The following is a 16,391-nucleotide window of genomic DNA, read 5'->3' as shown; positions in this document are numbered from 1 at the left end:
AGAACTTTAGTGATTGCTGCTGTTAAAGTAGTTTTACCATGGTCAACGTGACCGATAGTACCAATGTTAACGTGTGGCTTATTACGTTCAAATTTTGCTTTTGCCATTTTGAATTGTCCTCCCGGATAATTAAAACTTTATATATAGTAATCCTGTGGGGCTGTACGCCCCACTAGATACACTTTTGATTAGCCATTTTTCTTAGCTTGAATTTCTTCAGCAATTTTCTTAGGCACTTCTTCATAATGATCGAATGTCATGGAGTAGTTACCGCGACCTTGTGTTTTGGAACGAAGGTCAGTAGCATATCCGAACATTTCACTCAATGGAACATATGCTTTGATATGTTGGGAGCCGTTGCGAGCTTCCATTCCATCCATACGGCCACGACGGGAGTTCAAATCACCGATTACGTCGCCCATGTATTCTTCAGGAACTTCTACTTCAACAGCCATGTATGGTTCAAGTAATGCTGGGTCAGCTTTACGAGCACCCTCTTTGAAGCCCATAGAACCTGCAATTTTGAAGGCCATTTCAGAGGAGTCAACATCATGGTAAGAACCGTCAAATACGATAACTTTGATGTCAACCATTGGATAACCAGCGATAACACCAGATTCCATAGCCTCTTTAACACCGTTCTCAACTGGTCCAATGTATTCACGAGGAATAGAACCACCAACAACTTTATTTTCAAATTCGAAACCAGCACCTGGCTCTTGAGGAATGATTTCCAACCAGCAATGGCCGTATTGACCTTTACCACCAGATTGGCGAACGAATTTACCTTCAGATTTAACTGCTTTACGAATTGTTTCGCGGTATGCTACTTGAGGTTTACCTACATTACAGTCAACTTTGAACTCACGGTTCATACGGTCAACGATGATGTCAAGGTGAAGCTCACCCATACCGGAAATGATTGTTTGACCAGTTTCTTCATCAGTACGAACTTTGAAAGTTGGATCTTCTTCAGCCAAACGAGCTAATGCCATACCCATTTTTTCTTGGTCCGCTTTAGTTTTTGGTTCCACAGCAACAGAGATAACTGGTTCTGGGAATTCCATGGATTCAAGAATAACTTGCGCTTTGTCATCGCAAAGTGTATCGCCAGTAGTAGTATCTTTAAGACCTACTGCTGCAGCGATGTCACCAGCGTACACGCGGTCGATTTCTTGACGGCTGTTAGCATGCATTTGCAAGATACGGCCGATACGTTCTTTTTTACCTTTTGTAGAGTTGAATACATAAGAACCAGACTCTAATGTACCGGAGTACACACGGAAGAACGCTAATTTACCAACATAAGGGTCAGCCATGATTTTGAAAGCTAACGCAGCGAAAGGACCGTCATCAGTGGAAGGACGAGTTGTCTCTTCACCAGTGTTAGGGTCGATACCTTTAATCGCTGGTACATCTGTTGGAGCTGGCATGTAGTCAACTACAGCATCTAACAACATTTGTACACCTTTGTTTTTGTAGGAAGAACCGCAAAGAACTGGGAACAATGTGTTTTCACACACAGCTTTACGAAGAGCTGCTTTAATTTGTTCTTCAGAAATTTCTTCACCTTCCAAATATTTTTCCATCAATTCGTCATCAGTTTCAGCAACTGCATCCACTAACATTTCACGACGCTCTGCTGCAACATCAGCATATTCTTCTGGAATTTCAGTGATTTCGTATTCTTTTCCGTCATCACTGATGTAGATTTCAGCTTTCATAGTTACCAAGTCAATGATACCTTTGAAAGTGTCTTCTGCACCGATAGGCACTTGGATAGCTACGCTATTAGCACCTAAACGAGCTTTCATCATATCAACTACGCGGAAGAAGTCAGCACCTACTGTATCCATTTTATTTACATAAGCGATACGAGGTACGCCGTATTTATCCGCTTGACGCCATACTGTTTCAGATTGAGGCTCTACGCCACCTTTCGCACTGAATACAGCTACGGAACCGTCTAATACACGAAGGGAACGTTCTACTTCTACTGTAAAGTCTACGTGACCAGGAGTATCGATAATGTTGATGCGATGACCTTTCCATTGAGTAGTAGTCGCAGCGGACGTGATAGTGATACCACGTTCTTGCTCCTGCTCCATCCAGTCCATCGTAGCAGCACCTTCATGTACTTCACCGATTTTGTGAACTCGACCAGTATAGTAAAGGATACGTTCCGTCGTGGTTGTTTTACCAGCATCGATGTGAGCCATGATACCGATATTACGAGTTTTCTCTAAAGAAACTTCTCTTGCCACTATATTTCTCCTTAACTAATTACCATTTGTAATGAGCAAATGCTTTGTTAGCCTCTGCCATTTTATGAGTATCTTCTTTTTTCTTAATAGCTGCGCCAGTATTATTGAACGCATCCATTAATTCGCCTGCTAAACGTTCTTTCATAGTGCGTTCACCACGAAGACGAGCATAGTTTACCATCCAGCGAATACCTAGAGATAAACGGCGATCAGCACGAACTTCAACCGGCACTTGGTAGTTAGCACCACCGATACGGCGAGCACGTACTTCTAATACAGGCATTACATTTTTTAAAGCCTGATCAAAAACTTCCATAGGGTCTTGACCCATTTTGGAACGAATAATTTCAAATGCATCATATACGATGGATTCAGCAATGCCTTTTTTGCCATCGTACATTACTTTGTTAATGAAACGTGTTACTAATTTGCTATTGTACACCGGATCTGGTAGTACATCGCGTTTCACAACAGGGCCTTTTCTTGGCATGTCAATTCCTCCTTTAACGATGTGTGTTCTCTAATCTTATGCTAAATTATTTTTTAGCACGTTTCGCGCCATATTTGGAGCGGCTTTGCATACGATTTTGTACGCCAGCTGTATCCAATGCACCACGAACGATGTGATAACGCACACCAGGAAGGTCCTTAACACGACCGCCTCTGATAAGTACAACGCTGTGTTCTTGTAAATTGTGACCAATGCCTGGGATGTATGCAGTTACTTCAATACCGTTTGTCAAACGAACACGGGCAACTTTACGAAGCGCGGAGTTCGGTTTTTTAGGCGTAGCTGTGTATACACGAGTACAAACACCACGTTTTTGTGGACACTCTTTCAAAGCTGGAGAGTCAGATTTACGCACTAAAGTTTTACGGCCTTTACGTACTAACTGGTTAATAGTTGGCATGTGGGCACCTCCTTTCCAAACAATTAGATTTATAATTGATCCGCTCGATAATATATCGTTCGGATATTACCAAAACTAACGAAGCACGCCGATTGCGGCAGCTCCTACTTTAATATGAGCAGCTTGCCCAAGTTCTTCCATCGTATGATTTCGATCTACAGGCACATTGTGCTCTAAACAAATTTCCAGAATCGGCAAGATAATTCGGTCATCGCTATCAAGACCTACAAATACACACTCTACTTCATCGCGTCCCACGGCTTTGCGGGTTTGTTTCGCTCCTATTATGAGATTTGCATTTGAAAGCATATCGATTGTCATATGCGTCTCCTTCTTATTCGTTACTTGCTTTAGGGCGCACTGCTCCTTAAGCACTTTACTAGTTTACCATTGTTTATATGCCCTGTCAAACGATTTTATCCCTTACAAATCGCTAGAATAAAGCATTTTATATGTACATGCTTCCGTGCGGTTCAAAAACGTATTTTTCTGTATATTTTGAGTTGTTTTTATGCAATTATAGCGATTTATTTGTATGTATATGCATCACCTTTTCTTTTTTGTATTTTATCTATGCGAAATTGATATAACAAAATTATTTATTTTTATATGACATAAAGAAATAAGCGGATAACTTCCTGCAGGTTGTTATCCGCTATTCCTTCCAACAATGTTAACTAGCTATCTATGCTCGTCTGATTGTCTTATATTATTCTGCTGTCTCTACATCTGTAGTTTCACTTGCTACATCCGCACTGACTACTTCTGTATCCACCACTAGATCTTCTAATTCAGGCGTATGTTTTACTACCTTAATTTTACGATAGCGGCTCATGCCTGTACCAGCTGGTATTAATTTACCAATGATAACATTTTCTTTTAAGCCAAGTAATGGATCAATTTTACCTTTGATCGCTGCTTCTGTAAGAACACGTGTTGTTTCTTGGAAGGAAGCTGCTGACAAGAAGCTGTCGGTTGCCAAGGCTGCTTTGGTAATACCTAATAGTGTACGAACACCAGTAGCTTCTTTTTTACCATTTAAGCGTAAACGACGGTTTTCATCTTCAAATGTATTTACATCGATAGAATCTCCTGGTAATACATCTGCATCGCCAGCATCTTCAATTTTCACTTTATGTAACATTTGACGAACGATAACCTCGATGTGTTTATCGTTAATTTCTACACCTTGAGATTTGTATACTTTTTGCACTTCATATACTAGGTAACGTTGCGTTGCTTCTGTACCCATTACACGCATAATGTCATGAGGATTAATGGAACCTTCTGTTAAACGTGCGCCTAAAGATACTACGTCACCATCTTTCACAATGATGCGAGATCCATAAGGGATTAAGTAATCAAACTCTTCACCCTCAGCTGTAGTAATGAAGATGGTATTGGTACCTTTTTTATTATCGTTAGGAACGACACGTACAGTACCTTCTACTTCTGCAATGATAGCATTACGTTTTGGACGACGTGCTTCAAACAATTCTTCGACACGAGGCAAACCTTGTGTGATATCATCACCGGCAACACCGCCTGTATGGAATGTACGCATTGTTAACTGTGTACCTGGTTCACCGATGGATTGTGCCGCAATAATACCTACTGCTTCACCAACTTGTACTTGTCCACCAGTACCTAAGTCACGGCCATAACATTTCATACATACGCCATATGGAGAACGACAAGTCAATACAGAACGAATTTTCACTGTGTCGTAATGTTTTACTACTTCATCAGCTAATTCATCAGTGATTTCACCATTCAATGGAACGATGACTTCACCAGTTTCTTTATTGATCAATTCTTCTGCTGCTGTACGGCCCACGATACGATCTTTCAATGGTTCGATAACGCCAGTACCTTCCACGATAGCTTCTACTTCAATGCCATGAATTTCATTGTTGCGTACTTGAACTTCTTTTACATCAGAGTTCAAGATAGCTTCGATAGCTTCTTCTGTTAATGCTGTATGGGCAGGGAAGATTTCTACACCTTCACTATCAATAACAGGATACACAGTATCTTTACCCAACATATTTTCAATCATTGTATTGCGTAATGTCGTACGAATGGTATCGTCCACTTCACCTAACGCAATGGTTTGAACAATGTTAGTATGGTTTATGTCGCTATCACTACCCAATTGTGCGCCACGTAATGCGATAGATTTCACTTGAGATTCTGCTAATGCTTCAATAGTTGCTTCTGTTACGATGCTTTCAGCGTCAGCAATCACTTCCCCAGTCATAGGGTCTACTACATCGCGATCTAACACACGACCGATTAAATCATCTTTTAAGTATGTTAATGCATCTTTTGTATTACGCGCTAAGCGAGCTCTTTCACGAGCTAAGTCGATACCTACCACATCGCAATCTTCCTCACGAACGATTACGTCTTGAGATACGTCAACAAGACGACGTGTTAAGTAACCGGAGTCAGCTGTACGAAGGGCTGTATCGGCCAAACCTTTACGAGCACCGTGAGAGGACGTAAAGTAATCCAATACAGTCAAACCTTCTTTAAAGTTTGCTTTAATAGGCAAGTCGATGATACGACCAGATGGGTCCGCCATCAAACCACGCATACCCGCCAACTGACGGATCTGTTGTTTGTTACCACGGGCTCCGGAAATCGCCATCATATATACTGGGTTGAACCCATCTTGGTCAGCCGCCATATTATCCATCATGGCTTCTGTTACATTGTCGATAGCTTCATTCCAAAGTTCGATCGTTTTACGGTAACGTTCTTCTTCTGTAATTAAACCACGACGATATAGACGGGATACTTTATTAACTTCTGTATCTGCTTCTTCTACGATACCAGCTTTTACTTCTGGTACTTTGATATCCGCAATAGCAATTGTCATACCAGCACGGCGAGCGAAGGAGTAGCCCAAGGATTTAATGCGGTCCAATAGTTCTGCAGTTTTTTCGTTGCCGAACGCTTGGAAACATTGGTCGACTAATTTACCAACCATTTTCTTATCCATGACTTTACCCAAGGACCATGTGCCGTCTTCTTCTTTCACAAATTGACGGATTTCTGGATATAAAGCTTCGTTGAATATCAAACGACCTGCTGTCGTTTTAACTAAACCATATCCTTCGATACGAATGTAGATAACGTCTTGTAAGCCGATGGCACCAGAGTCATATGCCAACATCACTTCATCGTAATTTGCAAAACGTTTTGCCTTATCTTCTGTACCTTTACGAACTACTGTTAGGTAGTAAGTACCCAAGATCATATCCTGAGATGGAACTGCTACTGGTTTACCATCTTTAGTAGATAAGATGTTATGGGATGAAAGCATCAAGGTACGTGCTTCTGATTGCGCTTCTACGGACAATGGTAAGTGACACGCCATTTGGTCACCGTCAAAGTCAGCATTGAAGGCTGTACATACTAATGGATGCAATTTGATAGCACGACCTTCCCAAAGGATTGGTTCGAAGGCTTGGATACCTAATCTATGCAATGTAGGGGCACGGTTTAATAATACTGGATGTTCTTTAATAACTTCTTCTAAAGCTTCCCAAACACCAGCACCAATACGCTCTACTTGACGTTTTGCGGCTTTAATATTGCTAGCTTGTCCACGTTCTACCAAACGTTTCATAACGAATGGCTTGAATAATTCCAATGCCATCTCTTTTGGAAGACCACATTGATGCATTTTCAATTCTGGACCAACTACGATAACGGAACGGCCGGAATAGTCAACACGTTTACCCAACAAGTTTTGACGGAAACGACCTTGCTTACCTTTTAACATATCGGATAAGGATTTCAATGGACGGTTGCCAGGACCTGTCACAGGACGGCCACGACGACCATTGTCAATCAACGCATCCACAGCTTCTTGTAGCATACGTTTTTCGTTGCGCACGATAATATCAGGAGCGCCTAAATCCAGTAAACGTTTTAAACGGTTATTACGATTGATAACACGACGATACAAATCATTCAAGTCAGAGGTAGCGAAACGACCACCATCTAATTGCACCATTGGGCGCAATTCAGGTGGGATAACTGGCACTACATCCATAATCATCCATTCTGGGCGATTGCCAGATTGACGGAATGCTTCTACTACTTCCAAACGGCGAACGGCACGAACTTTACGTTGACCTGTAGCAGTTTCTAATTCACTGCGCAACTCATCATTCAATGCTTCTAAGTCTAATTCGCAAAGTAATTCTTTAATCGCTTCTGCACCCATATCGATACACACGAATGTATTCTCTTCTAAGGCACCAAGCTCTAATTTTTCTTCACGAGTTAATACTTCGTATTCTTTTTCTTCTTCTGGAATTTCTGTATTCGCCGCAAGCTCTGCATTCACTTCTTCTTTGTGTTTTGCAGAATTGATTAATTGCAAACGTTCACGACGTTGTGCAATGGTTTCAATGATGACACTTTTACCACCGATTTTATAGTCAGCATCATTGAACATGGCTTCGTATTCACGGAATTCAGTTTCAAATAACAATTGTTGTTTAGACAATGGAGATTGACCTGGATCCACTACGATATACGCAGCAAAGTATAATACACGTTCCAAGGAACGAGGGGATATGTCAAGGATCAATCCCATGCGAGATGGGATACCCTTGAAATACCAAATATGAGACACTGGTGTAGCCAATTCAATATGGCCCATACGTTCACGACGCACTTTAGCACGAGTAACTTCTACACCACATTTATCACAGACAACACCTTTATAACGGATGCGTTTATATTTTCCACAATGACATTCCCAGTCCTTTGTTGGTCCGAAAATGCGCTCACAGAATAAACCATCTCGCTCTGGTTTTAAGGTGCGGTAGTTAATTGTTTCAGGTTTTTTAACTTCTCCATGAGACCACTCCAAAATTTGTTGTGGTGAAGCTAAACCGATTCGCATGGAATCAAATTCATTTACGTCTAGCACTGTATGCTCCCTCCTTTACGAGATAGTGGTACTTACTCATTATCAGAAGATTCTACATAGCCACTGATTTGGCTGATAATATCATCTTCTTCACCTGCTGTTACAGGCTCTTCTTCTACAATGTATCCGTCAGGTGTTCCTTCTACTGTGGAAGCTTCTCCTTCTGCTGTAGCTTCAGTTGTACCTTCTTCCATCACTTCACGAATATCATCATGACGCGGTACATCCTCATCATCTAATTCTTTGATAAGGACTTCTTCTTGATCTTCATTCAAGATTTTTACGTCAAGGCCAATACTTTGCAATTCTTTCAACAATACTTTGAAAGATTCAGGTACACCAGGTTCAGGAATGTTTTCACCTTTAACGATTTTTTCATAAGCTTTTACACGGCCCACAACATCGTCAGATTTCACAGTTAACAACTCTTGTAGTGTATACGCTGCGCCATACGCTTCAAGAGCCCACACTTCCATCTCACCGAAACGTTGTCCACCGAATTGAGCTTTACCACCCAATGGTTGTTGTGTAACAAGAGAGTACGGACCAGTAGAACGAGCATGGATTTTATCATCTACTAGATGGTGAAGTTTTAACATGTATACGTAACCAACGGTAACTTTGTTATCCATTTTTTCGCCTGTACGGCCATCGTATAATACAGTTTTACCATCATCATCACGACCAGCTATGCTAAGTGTATCGAACACGTCACTTTCATGAGCACCATCAAATACTGGTGTCGCAATATGAATACCAGCCACGTCAGGTTTTGGCATACCATACATATCATAGTCATAACCAAATTTTTCCAACTCAGTACGCAAATGACTACGTTTTTCACGAACTTGTTGAATCGTTTCAATCACATGTACTACACGACGAATTGCACGCAATTCCTCTTCTAAGGCTGTTTCCATTTCTGGACGTTCAGCTTCTACATCATCAAATGTTTCAATACCTAATTCATAGATACGTTTTTCTTCAGCCAATAAGAAGTTATAGCGTTTTTCTCCACCAAGATCTTCAAATTTTTCTTGAGCTCGATGTAAAATTTTATCTAAAGCTACTACTTTTTGACTATCAATTTGTTTATCTGTTTCAAGGTAGTTAGCAATCGTAGGATCTGCAATGGCTTGTTCTAAACTTTCAATTTCCGCATAGATATCTTTGATGCCATCAATTTCATCCCAATATGTACCGTTTAATTTAGCTTCTTTCAGTACTTCTTTGATTTTTAGATCAGTTGCCTTAATTTGCATACCTAATCCTTGTACTGCCCAACCTAAATGCGTTTCCAATACCTGTCCGATGTTCATACGAGACGGTACGCCTAATGGGTTCAATACGATTTGTACTGGTGTACCATCTGGTAAGAATGGCATATCTTCTTGACGCATAACGCGAGATACAACACCTTTGTTACCATGACGGCCCGCCATTTTATCGCCTTCGTGGATTTTACGTTTTTGCGCAATATATACACGAACTACTTTATTAACACCTGGTTGTAATTCATCACCGTTTTCACGCGTGAAGATTTTAACGTCCACAATCTTACCTGCTTCACCATGTGGTACACGCAAGGAAGTATCGCGAACTTCACGTTCTTTGTCGCCAAAAATAGCGCGTAATAAGCGTTCTTCTGGAGTTAATTCAGTTTCCCCTTTAGGAGTTACTTTACCAACTAAGATGTCACCAGGTTTAACTTCTGCACCGATACAGATAATACCATTTTCATCCAAGTTTTTAAGGTTATCATCACCAGTATTTGGCAATTCACGAGTGATTTCTTCGGCACCTAATTTCGTATCACGAGCATCACATTCGTACTCTTCGATATGGATGGATGTGTAGATATCTTCTTTACAAAGTTCTTCACTTAATAAAATCGCATCCTCGTAGTTATAACCTTCCCAAGGCATGAACGCTACCAATACGTTGAATCCTAATGCTAATTCGCCCCCATCTGTAGCTGGACCATCTGCCAATACTTGACCTTTCACCACGGATTGACCACGGTATACGATTGGTTTTTGGTTAAAGCACGTAGATTGGTTAGAACGCATGAATTTGTTCATTTTATATACGTCTACACGACCATTATCACGTTGTACATGGACTTCATTACCCCAACAACGTGTAACAATACCAGCTTCTTTTGCTAATACACAAACGCCAGAGTCTGTTGCCGCTTTGTATTCCATACCTGTACCAACTAAAGGTGCTTGTGCACGAAGTAGAGGCACCGCTTGACGCTGCATGTTCGCACCCATCAAGGCACGGTTCGCATCGTCATTTTCTAAGAATGGAATCATAGCAGTACCGATAGATACTACTTCTTTTGGGCTTACGTCCATGTAGTCTACTTTATCTGGAGATACTTCTAATACATCATGACCACGACGACATGCAATGTTCTCAGATACGAAGTAACCTTCTTCATCAATGCGAGAGTTCGCTTGGGCAATTGTCATGCCTTCTTCTTCATCTGCTGTCATATATACAACTTGGTCTGTAACACGAACTTTCAATACTTTGTTAGCATCTTCGCCTGTACCATATACTTTTTCAATTTTACGGTATGGTGCTTCGATGAAACCAAATTCATTCACTTTCGCATAGTTAGACAAGGAGTTAATCAAACCGATGTTTGGACCCTCTGGAGTTTCGATTGGACACATACGACCATAATGGGAATGATGCACGTCACGAACTTCGAAGCCTGCACGCTCACGAGATAAACCACCAGGTCCTAACGCGGATAGACGACGTTTATGTGTCAATTCACCCAATGGGTTAGTTTGGTCCATAAACTGAGACAACTGAGAAGAACCAAAGAATTCTTTGATCGCTGCCACAACTGGACGGATATTCAATAATGCTTGTGGTGTAATAACAGATACGTCTTGGATTGTCATACGTTCTTTTACCACACGTTCCATACGAGTTAAACCGATACGGAATTGGTTTTGCAACAATTCGCCTACGCAACGAAGACGACGGTTACCCAAATGGTCAATATCATCAGTTTGACCAATGTTTTCGATCAAGTTCATCATGTAACTTACGTTAGCAATCATATCTTCACGAGTCACAGTACGATGACTAAATGGCAAATTGCTATTGTTACAAATCACTTTTACTACAGTGCCATCTGTATTCACTACGAAGAACTCAGGTACTACATCACCGCTATATACACCGCTATTAGCCACTACGTCAAGAACTTCTTCGTTCACATAAGTATTCGCTTCTACGATGATTTCACCATTTTCGTCTACGATTGGTTCTGCCAAAGTTTGACCGAACATGCGTTGACGCCAGCCTAATTTTTTATTTAATTTATAACGACCTACACGAGCTAAATCATAGCGACGAGGATCAAAGAATAAGTTATCGAATAAGTTACGAGCACTTTCCACAGTTGGTGGTTCGCCTGGACGAAGTTTTTTGTAGATTTCTACTAATGCTTCATCAGAGGATTGTGTGCTGTCTTTTTCTAATGTACGAAGTAAACGTTCATCGTATTCAGGATGACCATTTTCATCCACTTGTCCATTCCAGAATAATTCCAAGATGGATTCGTTAGTTTCCCAACCTAATGCACGTACTAATACTGTAGCTGGTAATTTACGGTTACGGTCGATACGTACGGACACAATGTCGTTCGCATCTTTTTCTAACTCGATCCAAGCACCACGGTTCGGAATCACTGTGGAATCATACAAACGGTTACCCATGGTATCGATACTGCCACCGTAGTACACACCTGGAGAACGAACTAATTGGGATACGATAACACGTTCCGCACCATTGATGATGAAAGTTCCTGTATCTGTCATCAATGGGAAGTCGCCCATAAATACTTCTTGTTCTTTAATATCTGGATTTTCTGGATCATTGTTAACGAGACGAACATTGACGCGCAATGGTGCTGCATACGTAGCATCACGATTTTTGCATTCGTTAATGTCATATTTTGGTTCTCCAAGGCTGAAACCTTCAAAGGAAAGAGCTAACTTTCCTGAATTGTCTTTAATCGGAGAAATATCGTTAAAAATATCTTGTAAACCGCTCTCTAAAAACCACTCATAGGACTTGCGTTGCACGTCTAACAAATGTGGCATTTCGAGAACTTCGTTGATCTTAGCGTAGGTATATCGAGTACGCTTACCCACTTGCTCAGGTTTGAACATGTTCTTTTCACCCCTCATAATAATTGGCTTACATATTCTATAACGGTATGACTGCAGACGATTCCAGGTCTCAGTTTTCCTGCTGACCAATGACAAAATAAGCAAGGCTCGTAATTTTTTCTTGTGAACCTTGCTTTCCTCATTTCAGCACAACCTTGGATATATTCCTTCATCAATTCAATGTTATAGTTACTTTTTTGCAATTAAATATTATAATCTTCTTATATCTATTTGTCAATAGCTATTATACTAAAAGTTCTCCATAGTACGAATACCATGTAATACTCCATACCATTAACGACTAAAAAAGACTTGGTACACAAACATTTTATTCGTTCGTATCCAAGTCCTTTTTCTTTACCATCTGCACGGCACCTACTGGGCATATAGCATAACAGTCACCACAGTGAATGCACATGTCCTGATGGATGACATAGCGATCACCTTTGCGTGTAATAGCCTCTGCAGGGCAATCCATAGCACACCCTGCACAACAAACGCAGGTATCATTAATATAAAAGTACATAAGCAAGCCTCCTAGCCTTAGTATACTACGAGGCTCCCCACATGTCACTCTTCCACAATACACTGACACATCTTCATAGTCAATAGTGCCGCTTCATGGGATTCTTGTGTCACCCCTGCACAACATTCCGGATCCACATGAAGTGGAATTTCTGGCAATCCTGCTTTTAGAATCAAAGCATTAGAAACCACGCAAATATCCGTACATAAACCAATCAAAGTTAAAGATTCGATAGGTTCCTCTTCATGCATTCCTTTAAGATGGGCCAACAAATCTAAGGACCCAAAGTTAGGTTTATCTAGTACATCCACCCGTTGACCTCGTTCACGAGCCACTTCCAACAGGTCATCCGCAATCTCCCAACCTTTGGTGCCACGGGCACAATGTTCCACTGGCAAATGTTTCCCCTCTTGGCTTTCAAGATAAACGCCATCGTGGGTATCACGAGTGAACACAACAGGACCAGTAAAATTGCGGATTTTTTCACGTACCGCCGGTACAATAGCCTGCGCCTGCGGTGAACCTAATGTTCCATCAATAAAATCATGTTGCATATCTATCACAATCAATACGTTCATAGGGCATCTCCTTTGTTAGAAAGTAGGCAAGGAAATGATACACTCCCTTGCCTCACCTAATTGATAGTACTTAAACCTTTGACTACTTATGCTATTATCATTATCCTTTGACTACGTCAGCGCAACGAGCACATAATGTTGGATGATCCCCATCTTGACCAACTGTGTCGCGATGAATCCAGCAACGTTCGCACTTTTCTAACTCAGATGGAGTTACCACGATGGATAATGCTCCGTCTTCTACTGTTACTGCGTTGTCTGGTGCTTTGTCACGGCCTTCCACTACATGCGCTTCAGACACGATCAACAAGCTAGCTAAGGAAGCACCGAATCCAATCAATGCTTGGTACGCATCGCCATCTGCATAGACAGTGATGGATGCATCCAAGGAGTGACCGATGGCTTTATCACGGCGAGCGCCTTCTAAAGCTCTTGTCATTTCACTACGAAGGTCTAACATCGTCGCCCAACGAGCGGACAATTCTGCATCCACATGCTCTGCATGACCTTGTGGCCAATCTGCTAACATGACACTTTCTTCCATACCATCTTCTTTTGGCATGTATTGCCATACTTCTTCGGCTGTGAAAGAAAGAACTGGAGACACCATTTTAACCAATGTTGTCAAAATTTCATAGATCGCAGTTTGTGCACTACGACGAGCTACATTGTTTTCTTTCTCTGCGTACATCGTATCTTTCAATACGTCCAAGTAGAAGGAAGATAAATCTACGGTACAGAAGTTATGGATTGTGTGATACAAGATGTGGAATTCATAATTTTCGTAAGCATTCGTTACTTTTTGACGAACTTCTTCTAAACGATGCAATGCCCAACGATCTAACTCTGTTAACTCTTCATAAGCTACTTTATCAGTGTTAGGGTTAAAGTTATCTAAGTTACCTAACAAGAAACGGAATGTGTTACGGATTTTACGATATACTTCTGCCAATTGTTTTACGATATCTTTGGACAAACGCACGTCTGCTTGGTAATCTGCAGAGGATACCCATAAACGCATTACGTCAGCGCCGTGTACATCGATGATATCAGAAGGAGCCACTGTATTGCCTACAGATTTAGACATTTTACGGCCTTCCCCGTCCACTACGAAACCGTGAGTCAATACGGCGTTGTATGGTGCATGACCACGTGTAGCGATACCTGTTAACAAAGAAGAGTTAAACCAACCGCGATGTTGGTCAGAACCTTCTAAGTACATAGCGCAAGGCACATCCATTTCATTTTGTTCCAATACGCCAGACCAAGAGCTACCGCTGTCGAACCATACGTCCATGATATCTGTTTCTTTGTGGAAAGAATCATGTCCACAAGATGGACATGTGAATCCTGCTGGCAATAATTCTTTCGCTTCATGAGCCCACCAAGCATTAGAGCCTTCTTTGGCAAACCATTCTTGTAAGGAAGAGATAGTATCATCATTGATGATGTGCTCTCCACAATGGTCACAATAGTAGATAGGAATTGGCACACCCCACGCACGTTGACGAGAGATAACCCAGTCCCCACGGTCTGCGATCATATTATAAATACGGTCATGGCCCCATTTAGGAATCCATTGTACTTGTTCATCGATGGCTTTCAAAGCTTCTTGACGGTAGCCATCCACAGAGGAGAACCATTGTTCTGTAGCACGATAGATAACAGGGTTTTTACAACGCCAGCAATGAGCATATTGGTGACGGATATTACCTTTTTGCACCAATGCACCATTATGAGCTAAAATTTTGATCACTGGTACTTCTGCATCATGGATTTCAACACCTGCTAGTGGTTGTTCTGTATCACCATAACGAGGTTCATCTACTTTGGCAATATAACGACCAGTAGCATCTACTAAAGATAAAATTTCAAAGTCGATTTTACCTGCATCTTTGTATGCTTTTACTACATTAAAGTCATCTTCACCATGAGCAGGAGCCGTATGTACGCAACCTGTACCAGCTTCTAAGGTGACGTGAGAACCCAACAAGATAGGAGCGTTACGATCTGCGAATGGATGTTTAAAGTTCGCTAATTCTAATGCGCTACCTTTGAATGTGTTTAACACTTCATAGGATTCTACGCCCATTTCTTTGGTAGCTGTTTCGATTAAACCATTCGCTAATAACCATGCCTCATCGCCGATTTTCACCCAAGAGTAATCTAATTCTGGGTTCACAGAGATAGCTTGGTTGGCAGGCATTGTCCAAGGAGTTGTTGTCCAGATGACGGAAAACAATTTGCTAGTGTCAAAACCTGCTGGCAATGTGCTGTCAGCACCGTTTACGTAAGCAAATTTAACATAGATGGAGAAAGATTTTTTCTCAGCATATTCAATTTCCGCTTCCGCCAAAGCAGTTTCACAATGCGTACACCAGTACACAGTTTTCAAACCTTTGTAGATGTAGCCACGTTTCGCCATTTCACCAAATACGCCGATTTGTTTCACTTCGAACTCAGGGCGCAATGTTAAATAAGGACGATCCCATTCACCAAGCACACCGAAACGGATGAAATCTTTCTTTTGTTCTTCTACACAATTCAATGCGTATTCACGACATTGATTGCGAAGATCCAATGGACTCATTTCATGACGATTCAAGCCAGTGTTTTTGATAACTGCATGCTCGATAGGAAGACCATGTGTATCCCAACCAGGAATGTATGGTGTGTAATGGCCTTGCATTGTTTTATATTTCATCACAATGTCTTTTAATGTTTTGTTCAAGGCATGACCGATGTGCAATTTACCATTCGCATAAGGAGGGCCATCGTGCAAAATAAAAGATTTTTTACCTTTATTTTTCGCTAAGCGTTTTTCATAAATTTTATTATCTTCCCAAAACTTGATAAATTCTGGTTCGCGCTTTGGCAAATTACCGCGCATAGGAAATTCTGTTTCAGGCAAGTGCAAGGTCTTACCATAATCTACTTCATTAGACATTCTATTTCTCCT

General features: G+C 41.2%; 10 protein-coding genes. All 10 read right to left on the bottom strand.

Annotated elements, in window-relative coordinates:
- Positions 1-107, bottom strand: a 107-nt coding sequence (locus tag EO112_RS07570) for a GTP-binding protein (RefSeq protein WP_149306083.1), incomplete at its 3' end; no start/stop codon positions are given.
- A gap of 81 nt (positions 108-188) precedes the next feature.
- Positions 189-2,264, bottom strand: coding sequence for an elongation factor G (gene fusA, locus EO112_RS07565; protein ID WP_009353908.1), 2,076 nt, complete (start codon positions 2,262-2,264; stop codon positions 189-191).
- Positions 2,265-2,283: 19 nt separating this feature from the next.
- Entirely contained in the window at positions 2,284-2,754 is a 471-nt protein-coding gene (gene rpsG, locus EO112_RS07560; RefSeq protein ID WP_009353884.1) for a 30S ribosomal protein S7, read from the bottom strand.
- A gap of 46 nt (positions 2,755-2,800) precedes the next feature.
- Positions 2,801-3,175 (bottom strand): 30S ribosomal protein S12, encoded by a 375-nt coding sequence (gene rpsL, locus EO112_RS07555; RefSeq protein ID WP_009353904.1) that lies wholly within the window; start codon positions 3,173-3,175, stop codon positions 2,801-2,803.
- Between the two features lie 75 nt (positions 3,176-3,250).
- Positions 3,251-3,496, bottom strand: coding sequence for a ribosomal L7Ae/L30e/S12e/Gadd45 family protein (locus tag EO112_RS07550; RefSeq protein WP_009353939.1), 246 nt, complete (start codon positions 3,494-3,496; stop codon positions 3,251-3,253).
- Positions 3,497-3,884: 388 nt separating this feature from the next.
- Positions 3,885-8,129, bottom strand: coding sequence for a DNA-directed RNA polymerase subunit beta' (gene rpoC / locus EO112_RS07545; RefSeq protein ID WP_126941079.1), 4,245 nt, complete (start codon positions 8,127-8,129; stop codon positions 3,885-3,887).
- Positions 8,130-8,161: 32 nt separating this feature from the next.
- A complete protein-coding gene (gene rpoB, locus EO112_RS07540; protein WP_127163751.1) occupies positions 8,162-12,328 on the bottom strand; it encodes a DNA-directed RNA polymerase subunit beta in 4,167 nt (1,388 codons plus the stop codon).
- Between the two features lie 328 nt (positions 12,329-12,656).
- The gene (locus EO112_RS07535) at positions 12,657-12,854 is read right to left on the bottom strand and encodes a DUF362 domain-containing protein (protein WP_009353935.1); all 198 of its coding nucleotides are present in this window, start codon (positions 12,852-12,854) and stop codon (positions 12,657-12,659) included.
- Positions 12,855-12,898: 44 nt separating this feature from the next.
- Positions 12,899-13,432: a cysteine hydrolase family protein gene (locus tag EO112_RS07530; protein WP_127163749.1), complete on the bottom strand. Its 534-nt coding sequence runs from the start codon at positions 13,430-13,432 to the stop codon at positions 12,899-12,901.
- A gap of 100 nt (positions 13,433-13,532) precedes the next feature.
- Positions 13,533-16,379, bottom strand: a complete 2,847-nt coding sequence (ileS, locus tag EO112_RS07525) for an isoleucine--tRNA ligase (RefSeq protein WP_127163747.1) — start codon at positions 16,377-16,379, stop codon at positions 13,533-13,535.
- Between the last annotated feature and the right edge of the window lie 12 nt (positions 16,380-16,391).

The sequence above is a fragment of the Veillonella sp. VA141 genome (assembly GCF_003992175.1).
Taxonomy (GTDB): Bacteria; Bacillota; Negativicutes; order Veillonellales; family Veillonellaceae; genus F0422.
This window is presented reverse-complemented; position numbering and strand designations above follow the sequence as displayed.